General features: G+C 70.5%; 16 protein-coding genes. 10 read left to right on the plus strand and 6 right to left on the minus strand.

All coding sequences use genetic code 11. The annotated features are described in order from the left end of the window. Positions 1-29: 29 nt before the first annotated feature. On the minus strand, positions 30-3,194 hold the full coding sequence (locus tag LOK46_RS15455) for an efflux RND transporter permease subunit (protein ID WP_273558500.1): 3,165 nt from the start codon (positions 3,192-3,194) through the stop codon (positions 30-32). A gap of 49 nt (positions 3,195-3,243) precedes the next feature. Beyond that, positions 3,244-4,500 (minus strand): efflux RND transporter periplasmic adaptor subunit, encoded by a 1,257-nt coding sequence (locus tag LOK46_RS15460; protein ID WP_273558502.1) that lies wholly within the window; start codon positions 4,498-4,500, stop codon positions 3,244-3,246. A gap of 255 nt (positions 4,501-4,755) precedes the next feature. On the opposite strand from LOK46_RS15460, the gene LOK46_RS15465 reads away from it, so the two are divergent. Next, positions 4,756-4,983, plus strand: coding sequence for an HOOK family protein (locus tag LOK46_RS15465; protein WP_273558504.1), 228 nt, complete (start codon positions 4,756-4,758; stop codon positions 4,981-4,983). Between the two features lie 451 nt (positions 4,984-5,434). Next, positions 5,435-5,614: a hypothetical protein gene (locus LOK46_RS15470; protein WP_273558506.1), complete on the plus strand. Its 180-nt coding sequence runs from the start codon at positions 5,435-5,437 to the stop codon at positions 5,612-5,614. Here the strand turns inward: LOK46_RS15470 and LOK46_RS15475 are convergent, their stop codons facing one another. From LOK46_RS15475 to LOK46_RS32860, 3 genes are read right to left on the minus strand one after another with little or no spacing between them, the layout of a single operon-like run. Beyond that, positions 5,615-5,770: a hypothetical protein gene (locus LOK46_RS15475; protein ID WP_273558508.1), complete on the minus strand. Its 156-nt coding sequence runs from the start codon at positions 5,768-5,770 to the stop codon at positions 5,615-5,617. A 52-nt stretch (positions 5,771-5,822) separates the two neighbouring features. Next, entirely contained in the window at positions 5,823-6,437 is a 615-nt protein-coding gene (locus tag LOK46_RS15480; RefSeq protein WP_273558510.1) for a cysteine hydrolase family protein, read from the minus strand. Then, positions 6,434-7,687, minus strand: a complete 1,254-nt coding sequence (locus LOK46_RS32860) for a GNAT family N-acetyltransferase (RefSeq protein ID WP_337251944.1) — start codon at positions 7,685-7,687, stop codon at positions 6,434-6,436. The genes LOK46_RS15480 and LOK46_RS32860 overlap by 4 nt, the downstream gene beginning before the upstream one ends. A 97-nt stretch (positions 7,688-7,784) precedes the next feature. Here LOK46_RS32860 and LOK46_RS15490 point away from each other — a divergent pair, with 97 nt between their 5' ends. The 6 genes from LOK46_RS15490 to ureG all read left to right on the plus strand — a co-directional run bounded on the left by LOK46_RS15490 (position 7,785) and on the right by ureG (position 13,103). Further along, positions 7,785-8,798 (plus strand): LysR family transcriptional regulator, encoded by a 1,014-nt coding sequence (locus LOK46_RS15490; RefSeq protein WP_273558512.1) that lies wholly within the window; start codon positions 7,785-7,787, stop codon positions 8,796-8,798. 138 nt (positions 8,799-8,936) lie between these two features. Continuing rightward, positions 8,937-9,557, plus strand: a complete 621-nt coding sequence (locus LOK46_RS15495) for an urease subunit gamma (protein ID WP_273558514.1) — start codon at positions 8,937-8,939, stop codon at positions 9,555-9,557. Positions 9,558-9,559: 2 nt separating this feature from the next. Continuing rightward, positions 9,560-11,287, plus strand: a complete 1,728-nt coding sequence (gene ureC, locus LOK46_RS15500; RefSeq protein WP_273558516.1) for an urease subunit alpha — start codon at positions 9,560-9,562, stop codon at positions 11,285-11,287. Positions 11,288-11,299: 12 nt separating this feature from the next. Then, positions 11,300-11,800, plus strand: a complete 501-nt coding sequence (locus LOK46_RS15505; RefSeq protein ID WP_273558518.1) for an urease accessory protein UreE — start codon at positions 11,300-11,302, stop codon at positions 11,798-11,800. Beyond that, complete coding sequence (locus tag LOK46_RS15510) at positions 11,766-12,476, plus strand: urease accessory protein UreF (protein WP_273558521.1); 711 nt, start codon at positions 11,766-11,768, stop codon at positions 12,474-12,476. The genes LOK46_RS15505 and LOK46_RS15510 overlap by 35 nt, the downstream gene beginning before the upstream one ends. Before the next feature lie 9 nt (positions 12,477-12,485). Then, positions 12,486-13,103 (plus strand): urease accessory protein UreG, encoded by a 618-nt coding sequence (ureG, locus tag LOK46_RS15515; protein WP_273558523.1) that lies wholly within the window; start codon positions 12,486-12,488, stop codon positions 13,101-13,103. Positions 13,104-13,142: 39 nt separating this feature from the next. Here ureG and LOK46_RS15520 read toward each other — a convergent pair whose 3' ends face one another. Next, positions 13,143-13,373: a hypothetical protein gene (locus tag LOK46_RS15520; protein ID WP_273558525.1), complete on the minus strand. Its 231-nt coding sequence runs from the start codon at positions 13,371-13,373 to the stop codon at positions 13,143-13,145. A 197-nt stretch (positions 13,374-13,570) separates the two neighbouring features. Between LOK46_RS15520 and LOK46_RS15525 the strand changes: the two genes are divergently transcribed. Next, on the plus strand, positions 13,571-13,774 hold the full coding sequence (locus tag LOK46_RS15525) for a DUF3311 domain-containing protein (RefSeq protein WP_273558527.1): 204 nt from the start codon (positions 13,571-13,573) through the stop codon (positions 13,772-13,774). Then, on the plus strand, positions 13,771-15,231 hold the full coding sequence (locus tag LOK46_RS15530) for a sodium:solute symporter family protein (protein WP_273558529.1): 1,461 nt from the start codon (positions 13,771-13,773) through the stop codon (positions 15,229-15,231). Before LOK46_RS15525 ends, LOK46_RS15530 begins: the two co-directional genes overlap by 4 nt. The last annotated feature ends 3 nt before the right edge of the window (positions 15,232-15,234 follow it).

Here is a 15,234-nt window from a genome sequence, read left to right on the forward strand (position 1 = left end):
CGCTCCGCTCGCAAGGACGGCGGGCGGCCTCACTCCGCTGCGCGCAACGCCGGCGGCCCGCGAACCTCCTCCACCGGCTCCGGACCATCGAGCGCCGCGTCCACCGCCTGCGGCTTGTCCCGGAACGAGAAGCGGTGCGCCAGCCGGTCGAGGTAGATGTAGATCACCGGCGTGGTGAACAGCGTCAGCACCTGGCTCACCGCGAGGCCGCCCACCATGGCGTAGCCCAGCGGCTGCCGGATCTCCGAGCCGGTTCCGGTGGCGATCATCAGCGGGATGCCGCCGAGCAGGGCCGCCATCGTGGTCATGAGGATCGGCCGGAAGCGCAGCAGCGCGGCTTTCCGGATCGCGACCTCGGGCGAGAGACCCTCCTCGCGCTCGGCCACGATGGCGAAGTCGACCAGCATGATGCCGTTCTTCTTCACGATGCCGATGAGGAGGATGATGCCGATCAGCGCGATCAGGCTGAAGTCGAACCCCGCCCACATCAGCACCGCCAGGGCGCCGACGCCGGCCGAGGGCAGCGTCGACAGGATCGTGAGCGGGTGGATGAAGCTCTCGTAGAGGATGCCGAGGATCAGGTAGACCACGAACAGGGCCGCCAGGATCAGCAGCGGCACCGTCGAGAGCGATTGCTGGAAGGCCTGGGCGGTGCCCTGGAAGCCGCTCACCACGGTCGGCGGCACCTGCAGCTCCCGCATCGCCCGGCCGATCGCCTCCGTGGCCTGGCCGAGGGCGACGTCGGGGGCGAGGTTGAAGCTGATCGTCACCGCCGGGAACTGGCCCTGGTGGTTCACGGCCAGCGGCGCCACCGGGTCCGTCGTCCAGTGGGCGAAGGCCGCGAGCGGCACCTGCCCGCCGCCGATCGGCGCCTTGATGTAGATCTTGTCGAGGCTCTCGACGCTGCCCTGCAGCGCCGGCAGCACCTCCAGCACCACGTGGTAGCTGTTCAGCTGCGTGAAGTACTGCGCGATCTGGCGCTGGCCGAACGCGTCGTAGAGCGTGTCGTCGATGAGCTGCGGCGTGATGCCGTAGCGCGAGGCGGCGTCGCGGTCGATCGACAGCGTCAGCGTCGTGCCCCGGGTCTGCTGGTCGGTGGCGACGTCGCGCAGCTCCGGCAGCGTCTTCATCTTGTCGAGGATGCGCGGCGCCCAGGTGTTCAGCTCGGCGAGGTCCGGGTCCTGCAGGGTGTACTCGAACTGCGTCCGCGAGGTGCGGCCACCGGTGCGCACGTCCTGGGTCGCCTGGATGAAGGTCCGGATGCCCGCCACGCGATCGAGCTTCGGGCGCAGCCGGCCGATCACCTGGAACGCGTTGACGTCGCGCTCGTCGCGGGGCTTGAGCGTGATGTACATGCGCCCGGAATTGAGAGCCTGGCCGTTGCCGCCGAGCGACATGCCGACCGTGGCCACCGCCGGATCGGCCTGGACGATCGCGCCGACCTTCTCCTGCAGCGCCTTCATCGCCGAGAAGGAGATGTCCTGGCCCGCCTCGGTGACGCCGATCATGAAGCCGGTGTCCTGCTGCGGGAAGAAGCCCTTCGGGATCGCCACGAACAGGTAGCCGGTCAGCGCCAGGGTGGCGAAGAAGACGAGGAGCGTCACGCGGCGGAAGCGCAGGGCGACGTCGAGGGCGTCGGCGTAGACCGCGAGCAGCCAGTCGAAGGCGGCCTCGCTCATCCGGTAGAGGCGGCCGTGGCGCTCGGCATTGTGCGGCTTGAGCAGCCGCGAGGCCATCATCGGGGTCAGCGTCAGGGAGACGAAGGCCGAGACCGCGATGGTCATCGACAGAACCACGGCGAACTCGCGGAACAGCCGGCCGATGATGCCGCCCATCAGCAGGAGCGGGATCAGCACGGCGATGAGCGACACCGAGATCGACACGATGGTGAAGCCGATCTCGCCGGCGCCCTTGAACGCGGCCTCCATGGGCCGCATCCCCTCCTCGACGTAGCGGCTGATGTTCTCCAGCACGACGATGGCGTCGTCGACCACGAAGCCCACCGAGATGGTGAGGGCCATCAGCGAGAGGTTGTCGAGGGTGTAGCCCGCCATCCACATCAGCGCGCAGGCGCCGAGCAGCGCGAGCGGCACGGTCACGCTCGGGATCACGGTCGCCCAGAAGCTCCGCAGGAAGACGAAGATCACCCCGACGACCAGCACGATCGTCAGCAGCAGGGTGAACTGCACGTCCTCGACCGAGGCGCGGATCGTCTGCGTGCGGTCGCTCAGGATGCCGACCTTGATGGCGGCCGGCAGGGTGGCGGTCAGGCGCGGCAGCTGGGCCTTGATGCTGTCGACCGTGTCGATCACGTTGGCGCCGGGCTGCTTGAACACGACCAGGAAGATGCCGCGCTTGCCGTTGGTCCAGCCCGCCTGCTTGGTGTCCTCGGGCCCGGCGACGGCCTGGCCGATGTCGCGGACGCGCAGCGGCGCGCCGTCGCGGTAGGCGACGATGACGTCGTTCCAGTTCTGCGCCGCGGTGAGCTGGTCGTTGGCGTAGATGGTGTAGCTGTGGCTGCCGCCGTCGATGCTGCCCTTCGGGTTGTTGACGGTGGTGAGGGTCAGCTGCGCGCGCACGTCCTCCAGAGACAGCCCTTTGGCCACGAGCTTGGCCGGGTCGATCTGGATCCGCACGGCGGGCTTCTGCTGGCCGCCGATGAAGACCTGGGCGACGCCCGAGATCTGGCTGATCCGCTGGGCGAGCTGCACGTCGACCGCGTCGTCGACATCGATCAGCGGCATGCTGTCCGAGGTGGCCGAGAGCAGCAGGATCGGTGAATCGGCCGGGTTGACCTTGCGGTAGGTCGGCGGGGTCGGAAGGTTCTTCGGGAGCTGGCCGCTGGCGGCGTTGATCGCCGCCTGGATGTCGCTCGCGGCGCCGTCGATGTTGCGGTTGAGGTCGAACTGGACCGTGACCGTCGAGATCCCGAGGGAGCTCGTCGAGGTCATCTGCGACACGCCCGGGATCTGCGAGAACTGCCGCTCCAGGGGCTGCGCCACCGACGAGGCCATCGTCTCCGGGCTGGCCCCGGGCAGCTGCGCGGTCACCTGGATCGTCGGGAAATCCACCTGCGGCAGCGGCGCGACGCCGAGCAGCGGGTAGGCCACCACCCCGAGGAACAGGATGCCGACCATGATCAGCGTGGTCGCCACCGGGAACCGGATGAACGGCGCCGAGATGCCGCCCTTCATGGCCGGCCCCCGCGCGGCGACGCGCCCGCCGTGAGGCGTCCCGCGCGCATCACTGAACCGCCTCCGCCTGCGCGGTGTGGGCGGCGGCGTGCGGGTCGGCCACGTGGCTGCCGTCCTGCACCTTGTACTGCCCGGCGACGATCACCCGCTCGCCGGGCCGGAGGTCGCCGCTGAGGATCCGCGTCCGCCCCGAATCCGAGCGGCCCGCCTTCAGCGCGCGCTGATGCGCCCGGTTGGCATCGTCGACCACGAAGGCGAACAGGCCGTCGGGCCCGTGCTGGATCGCGTCGTCCGGCACCGTCGTGGCGACCGCGACCGTGCCGACCCGCATCTTGGTTGAGACCGACAGGCCCGGCCACAGGGCGTGGTTCTTGTTCTCGAAGACGGCCTTGAGGCGGATCGTGCCCGTCGCGGTGTCGACCTGGTTGTTGAACAGGGCGAGCTTGCCGTCCGCGAGCTTGGTCAGCCCGTCCGACGTCCAGGCCTCGACCGGCACATCTCCGGCCTTCAGGGCCGCGGTGATCGCGGGCAGCTGATCCTCCGGAGCCGTGAACACCACGAAGATCGGCTCGACCTGGGTGATCGTCACGATCGGGGTCTGGCCGGCCGCGTTGACGATGTTGCCGATATCGACCTGCCGGAACCCCGTGACGCCGTCGATGGGCGCGCGGATCGTGGCGTAGCCGAGCTGCGTGGTGGCGTTGTCGATGGCGGCCTGGTCGGACGCCACCTGCGCGGTGAGCTGGGCGACCAGGGCCGTCTGCGTCTCGGTCTGCTGCCGGGACGCGTAGGCGCCGAGCCCGGTGTAGCGGACGAGGTCCGCCTTCGCGTTGCCGAGATTGGCCGTGTCCTGCTCCTTCTTGGCCTTCGCCTGATCCAGCGCCGCCTGGTAGGGCCGCGGGTCGATCTGCACCAGCACGTCGCCCTTGTGGACGGTCTGACCCTCGCGGAACGCGACCTGGTGGATCTCGCCGTCGACGCGCGTGCGCACCTGGACGGTGTTGTACGCCTGGACAGTGCCGAGGCCGTTCGAGACGAGGGCGAACGGTCCCTGCTCGACCGTGCCGAGCGTGACGGGTACCGGCAGCGGGGCGGCCGTCCTGGCCTTCGCCGTGGGCTCGTTCAGGCGCGTGTAGCCGTAGGCGCCACCGCCCGCGACGGCGAGCAGCAGCAGGATCAGGCCGGCCGCGCCGGAGCGCTTCTTGGCCGGACCGGTCGCGGCGCGACGCGCCTCGCCGTGGCTCCGGTCCGCGACCGTCTCGTCCGCGCGAGACCCGCCGCGATCGTGCACGTCCTCACTCAGCATGCGCCGCTTTCCGCCCGTTGATCCGACCGCTTCGTGCACGGGGATAATTTTGCATTCAATAGCATACAATGCTGGCGCCGGACATCGCGGCGCTCCGCGGAGTGCGGCAATGTTCCGTGAGCGGAAAGCGTGCTACCGCCGCGGATGAAGGGCGGCGTCGCTCCGTTGGACGCCCTGTCCGGACGGCCCGGGCCCCGTTCGCGCGCGCGGGATGTCCGCCGAGGCCGCGCCGAGGATGTGAGACCGGGACGCCGCATGGCCTCGACTCTGGAACTGGATGGCCTGACCGAACTGCGCGACGCGCTGGTAGAGGAGCGGCAGATCATCGTCGCGTCGGTGCGCAAGCTGCGCGACACGCGGCGGCAGAAAGGCACCTTCGTGCTCGGCGACGGCGCGGAAGCCGGGCCGCGGCTGGTCGCCGTGCAGGAGCAGATCGAGGTGGTCGAATCCATCATCGCCGCGCTGACGCAATCCCGGGCCTGACGCATCCGCTGTCGGATCTCGGAAGAGCCGACCCGGCACCCGCGCGCGGGCCGCTCCCGATCGGGATTGGCACAGTTCGGTGTCCGGGATGTTTCTGAGGCTTTCGCCGAGCTGGCGACGGGAAGGACACTTTCCAGACGGCTGGATGCCGAGCCAGAACGCGTTTCTACTGCCCGGTTGGCCCAAGTTTAGTGTTCTCAAGCGCTATCGATCGAATAAGGATCTGCTCGGACATGCGGTCCCGGGTATTTGATGTGCCGCCGCTGCGACGTGGGCACGGTCACCGGGACGCGCTGCGCCTTGCCCCGGTCCTGGGATCAGTTTGCCGGCATTGCATTGCGCCCGGCGTGACGATCTCGCCGGCTTGTACAAGATCTGCCCATCTTTCGGGCTGGACGATCGCGCGGATGTCCTGTTAGCGCACCGCAACTCAAGGCGCGGGACTTTGAACATGGACGCCTTCGATCACGCCGAGATGGCGCGCGACGCCGACGAGACCATCGACACGCCCCACGAGAGCGACCGCCTCGCCCTCTGGCGTGCCCTCGACGCCGACCGGGGCGCGCGCGACGAGCGGACCGCGCGCCTGCGCGCCATGCGCCTCATCGCCGGCGAGGACGCTGCCGACTGATCACGCGGTCTCCGGCTCACCGTCCGGCAACCGGCTCGCCAGCACGAAGCCGACCGCCATGGCCATGGCTTCGGCCTGCGCGATCAGCGTCGGTTCTCCGGCGTCCCGCGCCGCCTGCAGCAGCTCGATCGCGTGCCGGCCGAGTCGCAGGTCCACATCCGCGTCGCCGGCTGGGACCCTGTCCGGAATCCCGTGATTCTGGCTTCGGTCAGTCATTGGCGTGCGTGGGTCTCGAAGCTGTGGGCATGGCCTTGAACGGCGCGGAGGCCGCGATCCAGGATCGCGTGTCGGTGACGTCGCCGAACACCCGCATCACCGCGCTCACCGACCGGTGGATCTCATCGGCGGAGATGCCGTCCAGGTCGTGGCTCGCGGAGGCATCGGACAGGAAGGTCACGTCCTGGCCGCGGTGGAAGCCGTCGACCGCCGTCGCGAGGCAGGACGATTCGCCGGCGAAGCCCGCGATGACGAGCGGCGGCGAGCCGCGCTCCATCGCGTCCGCGAAGGCGGGGCTCGCGTAGCAGGAGGGGCGATCCCGGTCGAAGATCATGTCGCAGCCGTGCGGCTCGAAGCCCTCGATCCAGCGGACGAAGCGGCTGCCCGCCTGGAACAGGGGCGCGCCGATCCAGCGGACATAGACCACCTGCATGCCGCTCGCGCGGGCGTGCGCGAGCGCGCGGCGGCAGTTCGAGAGCGCCGGCTCGATCCCCGCCAGGGCGAGCGGGCGGCCCGCGACCTCGTATTCCTGCTGCATGTCCACCAGCACCAGGGCCGGGACGCTGCGCGGCCGGCGATACAGCGCCGGGTTGATCGGCCGGTTCATCGCGCGGCGACCGTCCGGTCGACGGACGGGCGGGTCACGGCGCGGCCGCGCGAATGGTCGAGGGCGCCCGCCCGGTGCCAGCGGCCCTCCGGCCGGATGATGACGTAGGGGTCGGCGCCGAGGCCGATCGCCTGCGGGTGCGGCTCCGCCTCCATCAGCATCTCGACGTAGTCGAAATCCGAGAAGACCAGCTCCTGCGCGCCCTCGAAGATGCGGAAGCCGAAGCGGCTCCAGAAGCCGACGAGGCGCTTCTGGGCGTGGCCGTAGAGCCGCCGGTAGCCCTTGACCCGGGCCAGCTCGATCCCGGCGCGGACCAGCGCGAAGGACAGGCGCGTGTTGCGGAACTCGGCCCGGACCGCGAGGCGCTCGATCTTGGCGAAATCCGCGAAGAACCGGATGCGCAGGCAGCCCGCCGGCTCGTCGCCGACATAGCCGATCAGGTGCGTCGCCGAGAGGTCGTTGCCGTCGAACTCCTCCTCGTACGGGCAGGCCTGCTCCGCCATGTACACGGCGGCGCGCAGGGCGATCACGCGGGACAGGTCCTCCATGTTCCGCGCGACCGCGACGCTGATGCCGGTCCCGCCCGGCCGGTGGCTGTCGTAGGGGGGCGCCCGCTCCGCCTTCGGTGAGCGGGCGAAATGGTACAGGATCCCGCGGGCGGAGGTCTGTGCCGCGAAGCCGAGGGCCGTCAGGAGGTCGGCGCCCTCGGGCGTCGCCGCGCGGGCGTAGAAGTCCACGCCCCGATAGGTCGGGCTCGACAGACGATCGAAGACGAGGCCGACTCCTCCGGAGAGGCGCCGCCGCGCGTAGACGGCCCAGACGTAGATACCGGCCGGACGTTCGTGCTGGCCGGCCAGCATCGCGGCGGGCGGATCGGCCGCGTCGAGCGTTCCGTTCTCGAGCGCGGCCATGCCGTCGGCGTTCAGCATCAGGCAGGCCACGAACCCTTCGCCGCGCGGATCCGCAGCATTGAATTTGTGCCGCTGGGCGATCGCCATGACGCTGTCGGGATTGATCGACATCACCCGCTGGACGGTGCGCAGGGGCGCGAGATCGGGCAGGTCCGCGCGCGCCGCCGCGATCAGCCGCGCCAGATCGTCGGGTGTGGGCGTGAAGACCACGAGGTGACGGGCAATTCGGCCGACCTCGAGCGCATTCAGCGCGTGCCGCGGCTCGGGAGAGACTAGCGCTGTACCGAGTTGATCGGCGTCCTTCGCGACGAACTGCGCGCGAGCAATGTGCACCGTCATCGGATGACCTGTCATTCGGGTACGGATTGACGGTCCAGCACTTCGCATCTAGCGCTCTGGCTGTATGTGCAAAATTTGAAACAGGGGTGTTCCGTCGATGGAACAGGCGGAGGCGAGCCGGGACCCGATGCCCGACTGGCAGAGCATCCGGGTCTTCCTGGCGCTCCAGCGGTCCGGCAGCTTCCGCTCGGCGGCGACGAAGCTCGGCCTGTCGGTGAACTCGGTGCGGCGCCGGATCGACGATCTCGAGGCGCTGATCGGCGCGCCGCTGCTGACCCGACACGTGGACGGGATCCGCCTCACCGCCGAGGGCCACGCGATCCTCGAGGCCGCCGGCCGCATGGAGGCGGCCGCCTTCAGCCTCGTGCGCACCGGCGAGGGCGCGCCCTTCGCCGAGACCGGCGAGGTGCGGATCGCCGTGACGGAGGGGCTGGGGGCCTTCTGGCTCGCGCCGCGCCTCGTCGAGTTCCAGCGCGCCAACCCGCGCCTGACCGTCGACCTCCGCTGCGCGATGGAATCCGCCGACGTCCTGCGGCTCGAGGCCGACGTGGCGATCCAGCTGACGCGGCCGACCAGCCCGGACCTGCGCATCGTCAAGCTCGGCCGGATCCACATGGTGCCGTACGCCGCGCGGAGCTACGAGGAGACCTACGGGCTCCCGGCGCGCCCGGAAGACCTCGAGCGCCACCGGATCGTGGTGCAGGACGGCGGCCAGACCGTAGCCCTCGAGGACTACGTGCGGTCGGTCCCGGGCTTCCCCGCGAAGGTCCCGATCACCCTGAAGGTCAACGTCAGCAGCGCGTATTACTGGGCCATCGCCAAGGGGGCCGGGATCGGCCTGCTGCCGACCTATGCCAGCGCGATCGGCGCGCAGGTCGTTCCGGTGGACAATCTCGGCCGCTTCAGCGTCGACATCTGGCTGACCTATCACCCGGACGCCGAGCGGATCACCCGCGTGCGGCGGACGATCGACTGGCTGCGGGGCTCCTTCGACCCGAAGCGCTATCCCTGGTTCCGGGACGAGTTCATCCACCCCCGCGACCTGCCGGGTGCCGTGAAGGGTGCCCCCCTGCCCGACCTGTTCGCCGGCTTCATCGCCATGACGCCCTGACCCCTCCGCGATCCCGGCGCGCCTCCGCGCGCGGGGCCGCGACGGCCGCTGGTCCGGGTCCTGCAACGGCCGCCGCCCGCCCTTGACCGCGCCGCGCGCATGATCCTTGCTCCGGCCGCCGCGACGACGAGGTTGCCCGTGCTGCTGACGCCCCGTGAGAAGGACAAGTTGCTCATCGCCATGGCGGCGCAGGTGGCGCGCAATCGCCTCGCCCGCGGCGTGAAGCTCAACCATCCGGAATCGGTGGCGCTGATCACCGACTTCGTGGTCGAGGGCGCCCGGGACGGCCGCACCGTGGCCGACCTGATGCAGGCCGGCGCCACCGTGCTGACCGCCGATCAGGTCATGGAGGGCGTGCCCGAGATGATCCACGACATCCAAGTCGAGGCGACCTTCCCGGACGGCACGAAGCTCGTCACCGTGCACCACCCGATCCGGGGCGCGGCCTCCTCCGAAATCCCCGGCACGGTGACGACCCTGCCGGGCGAGATCGTGTTCAATCCCGGCGCCGAGCGGACCGTGATCGAGGTGGCCAATGTCGGCGACCGGCCGATCCAGGTCGGATCGCACTATCACTTCTTCGAGGTCAATCCGGGCCTCGTGTTCCCGCGCGAGCAGGCCCGCGGCAAGCGCCTCGACATCGCGCCGGGCACCGCCGTTCGGTTCGAGCCGGGATCGACGCGGGAAGTCGCGCTGGTGCCGCTCTCCGGCGGGCGCACCGTCTACGGGTTCCGCGGCGACGTGATGGGCAAGCTCTGACCATGGCCAACACGCCCAAGCCCGCCAGCCTGCCCCGTTCGGCCTACGCCGACATGTTCGGCCCCACGGTCGGAGACCGCATCCGGCTCGCGGACACGAGCCTGGAGATCACGGTCGAGCGCGACTTCACCACCTACGGCGAGGAGGTGAAGTTCGGCGGCGGCAAGGTCATCCGCGACGGCATGGGCCAGAGCCAGGCCACGAACGCCGACGGCGCCGTCGACACGGTGATCACCAACGCGGTGGTCCTCGACCACTGGGGCATCGTGAAGTGCGATGTCGGCATCGTGCGCGGCCGGATCTTCCGGCTCGGCAAGGCCGGCAACCCGGACGTGCAGCCCGGGGTCGACATCGTGGTCGGGCCGGGCACCGAGGTCATCGCCGGCGAGGGCAAGATCCTGACGGCGGGCGGCTTCGACAGCCACATCCACTTCATCTGCCCGCAGCAGATCGAGGAGGCGCTCTGCTCGGGCATTACCACGATGCTCGGCGGCGGCACCGGGCCGGCGCACGGCACCTTCGCCACCACCTGCACGCCGGGCCCCTGGCACATCGCCCGGATGATCGAGGCCGCGGACGCGTTCCCGATGAACCTCGCCTTCGCCGGCAAGGGCAACGCGTCCCGGCCGGAGAGCCTCGTCGAGATGGTGCGGGCCGGCGCCTGCGCGCTGAAGCTGCACGAGGACTGGGGCACCACGCCCGCGGCGATCGACACCTGCCTGTCGGTGGCGGACGCCCACGACATCCAGGTCATGATCCACACCGACACGCTCAACGAATCGGGCTTCGTCGAGGACACGATCGCGGCGTTCAAGGGCCGGACCATCCACGCCTTCCACACCGAGGGCGCGGGCGGCGGCCACGCGCCGGACATCATCAAGGTGGCCGGGCTGCCGAACGTGCTGCCGTCGTCCACCAACCCGACGCGGCCCTACACGTCAAACACGATCGACGAGCATCTCGACATGCTCATGGTCTGCCACCACCTCGACCCGTCGATCCCCGAGGATCTCGCCTTCGCGGAGAGCCGGATCCGGCGCGAGACCATCGCGGCCGAGGACATCCTGCACGACATCGGCGCGCTCTCGATGATGTCCTCCGACAGCCAGGCGATGGGCCGGGTCGGCGAGGTCATCATCCGCACGTGGCAGACCGCCGACAAGATGAAGCGCCAGCGGGGTGCCCTGCCGGGCGACGCGTCCGGAACCGACAACCTTCGGGCGCGCCGCTACGTCGCCAAGTACACGATCAACCCGGCCATCGCGCACGGCATCTCCCGGCACATCGGCTCGGTGGAGCCCGGCAAGCTCGCCGATCTCGTTCTGTGGAATCCGGCCTTCTTCGGCGTGAAGCCCGACCTCGTGCTGAAGGGCGGCAGCATCGCGGCCGCGCCCATGGGCGACCCGAATGCCTCGATCCCGACGCCGCAGCCGGTCCATTACCGGCCGATGTTCGGCGCCTACGGCCGGGCGCCCTTCGCCACCGCCCTCACCTTCGTCTCCCGGGCGGCGGTGGAGGACGGCCTGCGAGAGCGGCTGGGCGTGCAGAAGGAGCTGGTCGCCGTGGAGAACGTCCGCGGCGGCATCTCGAAGAAGAGCATGGTGCTGAACGACGCCACGCCGGTCATCGAGGTCGATCCGGAGACCTACGACGTGCGCGCCGACGGCGAGCTGCTGGTCTGCGAGCCGGCCGAGGTGCTGCCGATGGCGCAGCGCTACTTCCTGTTCTGAGCGCGGCCATCCATGATCCGCGCCACCCGCATCCTCCGCCGCGACGCCCTGTCGGGCGGCGAGATCGTCGACCGCGTCGTCCTCGATCACGGCGACCGCTACCGCCGCCGCGTCGCCATGCGCGGCGCCGGGGGCCTGGGCTTCCTGCTGGACCTTCCGGAGCCCGCGGTCCTGGAGGACGGCGACGCGCTCGTCCTCCAGGACGGGCGCCTCGTCTGGGTCGAGGCCGCGCCGGAGCGCCTGCTCGAGATCCGGGCTCCCAGCGATCACGCCCTCAAGCGCCTGATCTGGCACATCGGCAACCGGCACATCGCCGCCGAGATCGGCCCGGACGTGGTCTGGATCGCGCACGACCACGTCCTCGCCGAGATGGTCCGCGGCCTCGGCGGCACCGCCGAGCCGGTGGAGCGCCCGTTCCGGCCGGAGGGCGGCGCCTATTCCGGGGATCACGGCCACGGCCACGGGCACGACCACCCGCATGGCGGCCACCAGCACCACCATGCCGCGGGCTGAGCCCCTGGAGGCGCTGCGCCTGATGGCGTGGCTGTCGCCCGGCTACCCGGTCGGGGCCTACGCCTACTCGCACGGGCTCGAATGGGCGGTCGAGGCGGGCGACGTCGGCGACGAGGCGAGCCTGACCGCGTGGCTCCGGGACGTCTGCGAGCGCGGCGCCCTGCGCAACGACCTGATCCTGGCCGCCCACGCCCACGCGGCGGCGCTGTCCGCGGACGGCGCCGCGCTCGTCGCCGTCAACGACCTCGCCCTGGCCCTGGCGCCGTCGCGCGAGCTGCACCTGGAGACGAGCCAGCAGGGCCGCAGCTTCCTCGACGCGACGCGCGGCGCGTGGCCCTGCGACGCCCTCGTCGCCCTGGCCGGGCATCTGCCGGGGCCGGTCGCCTACCCGGTCGCGGTCGGCCTCGCGGCCGGCGCGCACGGCATGGATCCGGGGCCCGTGCTCGCCGCCTACGGCCTCGCCTTCCTCCAGAACCTCGTCTCCGCGGCCCTGCGGGCGGCGCCGGTGGGGCAGGCCGCCGGCACGCGGGTCGTCGCCGCCCTCGCGCCGAGCCTCGCCGGGCTCGCCGAGGCGGCCGCCGCGGCGGATCTCGACGCCCTCGGTGCCGCCACGTTCCGCCTGGATCTCGGCTCCTTCCGCCACGAGACCCAGTATTCCCGCATCTTCCGATCCTGAGCCCGCAGCATGACCTCCACGAACGGCCCCCTCCGCGTCGGCATCGGCGGACCTGTCGGTTCCGGCAAGACCGCCCTGATGGAGCAGCTCTGCAAGCGCTTCCGCGACCGCTACGAGATCTGCGCCATCACCAACGACATCTACACGAAGGAGGACGCGCGGATCCTCACGGTCGCGGGCGCCCTGCCGGAGGAGCGCATCCTCGGCGTCGAGACCGGGGGGTGCCCGCACACCGCGATCCGGGAGGATGCCTCGATCAATCTCGCCGCGGTCGCCGAGATGAACCGGCGCTTCCCGAAGCTCGACCTCGTGCTGATCGAGTCCGGCGGCGACAACCTCGCGGCGACGTTCTCGCCGGAACTCGCCGACATCACGCTCTACGTGATCGACGTCGCCGGCGGCGAGAAGATCCCCCGCAAGGGCGGTCCGGGCATCACCCGGTCCGACCTGCTGATCGTCAACAAGACCGACCTCGCGCCGCTCGTCGGCGCCGACCTGTCGGTGATGGAATCCGACACGCAGCGGATGCGCGGCACCCGGCCGTACGTGTTCGCCTCCCTGCGCGAGGGTGCGGGCGCGGACGCGGTGGCGCGTTTCGTCGAGGAGGCGGGCGGCCTGGGCCGCTGAGCCGACGCGCCGGTCCGGGCGACCGGCGCGTCACGTTCCCTAGCGGCCGGCCTCGGCCGAGCGCGCGCGGACCGACGACGTGCTCGGGGCGCCCATGAGCGCGTCCAGGCGGCTCATCCGCGCGTTGAAGTCGTTCAAGACGGTCTGGCGCGCCTTGATCGCGGCGCTGGGCTGCGCCTTGGCGGGGGTGTGCCGCGGGCGGGCCTCCGCCTGGACCGCCGGAACGGCGAGGAGCGCGGCCAGCGCCGCGATGGTCAGAGTGCGGGTCATCGTGAAATCCTTCGGCGCCCGCCATGTCGGACGGCGCGACGCTGCACGAGGATATGCACGCCCGAAGCGCGGCCGCGTGCGCGAGCGCACAGCACGCAGACGTGATCGCGATCGGCGCCGACGAGCAATCGCGGCGTTGACAGCGGTTCGTGACTGATTCAACCCGCGATATCGGGGCCTTCTGAACGGTATCGCGCATGCGAAATCTGCGGTGGCTGGCCGCCCTGCCCTTTCTCGGCATCCTGGTCGGCCCGTTCTTCCTGAACCGGGTCGAGCCCTTCGTGTTCGGCTTGCCGCTGCTCCTGGCCTGGCTGGTGTTCTGCGTGATCGGAACCTCCGCCGTGATGGCGGTGATCTACCTGACCGACCCGCAGAACCGCGCGCCGGAGGATCCCCGATGAGCGTCGCGCTGGTCATCGTGGCCGCCGGCTTCGCGCTGGCGATCGGGCTCGGCCTCTACGCGCGGGTCGGCCGCGAGATGGGGCTGGAGCAGTGGACCGTCGGCGGCCGCGGCTTCGGCACCGCCCTGGTCTTCCTCCTGATGGCCGGGGAGATCTACACGACCTTCACGTTCCTCGGCGGCTCCGGCATCGCCTACGGCAAGGGCGGCCCCGCCTACTACATCCTCTGCTACCTGACGCTCGCCTACGTCACCTCGTACTGGCTGCTGCCGCCGGTCTGGCGCTACGCCAAGCAGAACAACCTCTACACGCAGCCCGACTTCTTCGCGCGCAAGTACGGCAGCCGGGCGCTCGGCATGCTGGTGGCGCTCGTGGGGATCGTCGCCCTCGTCCCCTACCTCGTGCTGCAGTTCAAGGGCCTCGGGATCATCGTCTCGACGGCGTCCTACGGCGCGATCTCGTCGACCGCAGCGGTCTGGATCGGCGCGGCCGCGCTCACCGCCTACGTGGTGGTGTCGGGCGTGCACGGCTCCGCCTGGACGGCGGTGATCAAGGACACCAGCATCCTGTTCGTGGTGGTCTTCCTCGGGATCTACCTGCCGATCCACTACTACGGCGGCTACCAGGGTCTGTTCACGGCGATCGAGGCCGCCAAGCCCGGGTTCCTGGCCCTGCCCGACCGCGGCCAGAGCCCGGTGTGGTTCACCACCACGGTCCTGCTCACCGCGCTCGGCGGCTACATGTGGCCCCACACGTTCGCGTCGCTCTACACGGCGCGGGAGCCGGGCGCCTTCCGGCGCAACGCGGTGATCCTGCCGATCTACCAGCTGATCAACCTGTTCGTGTTCGTGATCGGCTTCACCGCCGTGATGCAGGTGCCGGGCCTGACGGGGCCCGACGTCGACCTGTCGCTGTTCAAGCTCTCCCTCGCGACCTTCCCGCCTTGGGTCATCGGGCTGATCGGCGCCACGGGGGTGCTGACGGCCCTCGTCCCGGGCTCCATGATCCTGATCGCCGGCGTCACCCTGGTGGCGAACAACCTCGTCCGGCCGCTGCGCCCCGGCATGGACGACGCAGCGACCGCGCGGCTGTGCAAGATACTCGTGCCGGTGCTGGCGCTGGTCTGCGTCGGCTTCACCCTGTCGGGCGGCGACACGATCGTGCAGCTCCTGCTCATGGGCTACAACTTCGTGACGCAGCTCTTCCCCTGCTTCATCACCAGCCTGATGCGCCGCAATCCCCTCGACCGTCGCGCCGCGATCGCCGGAATCGTCGCGGGTGTCGCCACCGTGGCGGTGACGGTTCTCTCCGGGTTCAGCCTGGCGAAGCTGCCGGTCTTGGGACCACTTCAGGACGTGAACGTCGGCATCGTGGCGCTGGTGGTGAACGTCGTCGTGACGCTCGTCGTGGCGCAGACCGTGCGCGCGGGCGCGACCGCCGCGCAGGCCGCGGAGTGACGC

Origin of the sequence: Methylobacterium sp. NMS14P, from assembly GCF_028583545.1 — a bacterium.
Lineage (GTDB): Bacteria > Pseudomonadota > Alphaproteobacteria > Rhizobiales > Beijerinckiaceae > Methylobacterium.

What these genes read in the sequence shown, in the direction of transcription:
- LOK46_RS15470 (WP_273558506.1), top strand. Translation starts at nt 5,435, where the DNA reads ATGGACGCCTTCGATCACGCCGAGATGGCGCGCGACGCCGACGAGACC.
- LOK46_RS15510 (WP_273558521.1), top strand. Translation starts at nt 11,766, where the DNA reads ATGGCGGCCACCAGCACCACCATGCCGCGGGCTGAGCCCCTGGAGGCG.
- LOK46_RS15505 (WP_273558518.1), top strand. Translation starts at nt 11,300, where the DNA reads ATGATCCGCGCCACCCGCATCCTCCGCCGCGACGCCCTGTCGGGCGGC.
- LOK46_RS32860 (WP_337251944.1), bottom strand. Translation starts at nt 7,687, where the DNA reads ATGACGGTGCACATTGCTCGCGCGCAGTTCGTCGCGAAGGACGCCGAT.
- LOK46_RS15490 (WP_273558512.1), top strand. Translation starts at nt 7,785, where the DNA reads ATGGAACAGGCGGAGGCGAGCCGGGACCCGATGCCCGACTGGCAGAGC.
- LOK46_RS15525 (WP_273558527.1), top strand. Translation starts at nt 13,571, where the DNA reads ATGCGAAATCTGCGGTGGCTGGCCGCCCTGCCCTTTCTCGGCATCCTG.
- LOK46_RS15455 (WP_273558500.1), bottom strand. Translation starts at nt 3,194, where the DNA reads ATGAAGGGCGGCATCTCGGCGCCGTTCATCCGGTTCCCGGTGGCGACC.
- LOK46_RS15465 (WP_273558504.1), top strand. Translation starts at nt 4,756, where the DNA reads ATGGCCTCGACTCTGGAACTGGATGGCCTGACCGAACTGCGCGACGCG.
- LOK46_RS15530 (WP_273558529.1), top strand. Translation starts at nt 13,771, where the DNA reads ATGAGCGTCGCGCTGGTCATCGTGGCCGCCGGCTTCGCGCTGGCGATC.
- ureG (WP_273558523.1), top strand. Translation starts at nt 12,486, where the DNA reads ATGACCTCCACGAACGGCCCCCTCCGCGTCGGCATCGGCGGACCTGTC.
- LOK46_RS15480 (WP_273558510.1), bottom strand. Translation starts at nt 6,437, where the DNA reads ATGAACCGGCCGATCAACCCGGCGCTGTATCGCCGGCCGCGCAGCGTC.
- LOK46_RS15520 (WP_273558525.1), bottom strand. Translation starts at nt 13,373, where the DNA reads ATGACCCGCACTCTGACCATCGCGGCGCTGGCCGCGCTCCTCGCCGTT.
- LOK46_RS15460 (WP_273558502.1), bottom strand. Translation starts at nt 4,500, where the DNA reads ATGCTGAGTGAGGACGTGCACGATCGCGGCGGGTCTCGCGCGGACGAG.
- ureC (WP_273558516.1), top strand. Translation starts at nt 9,560, where the DNA reads ATGGCCAACACGCCCAAGCCCGCCAGCCTGCCCCGTTCGGCCTACGCC.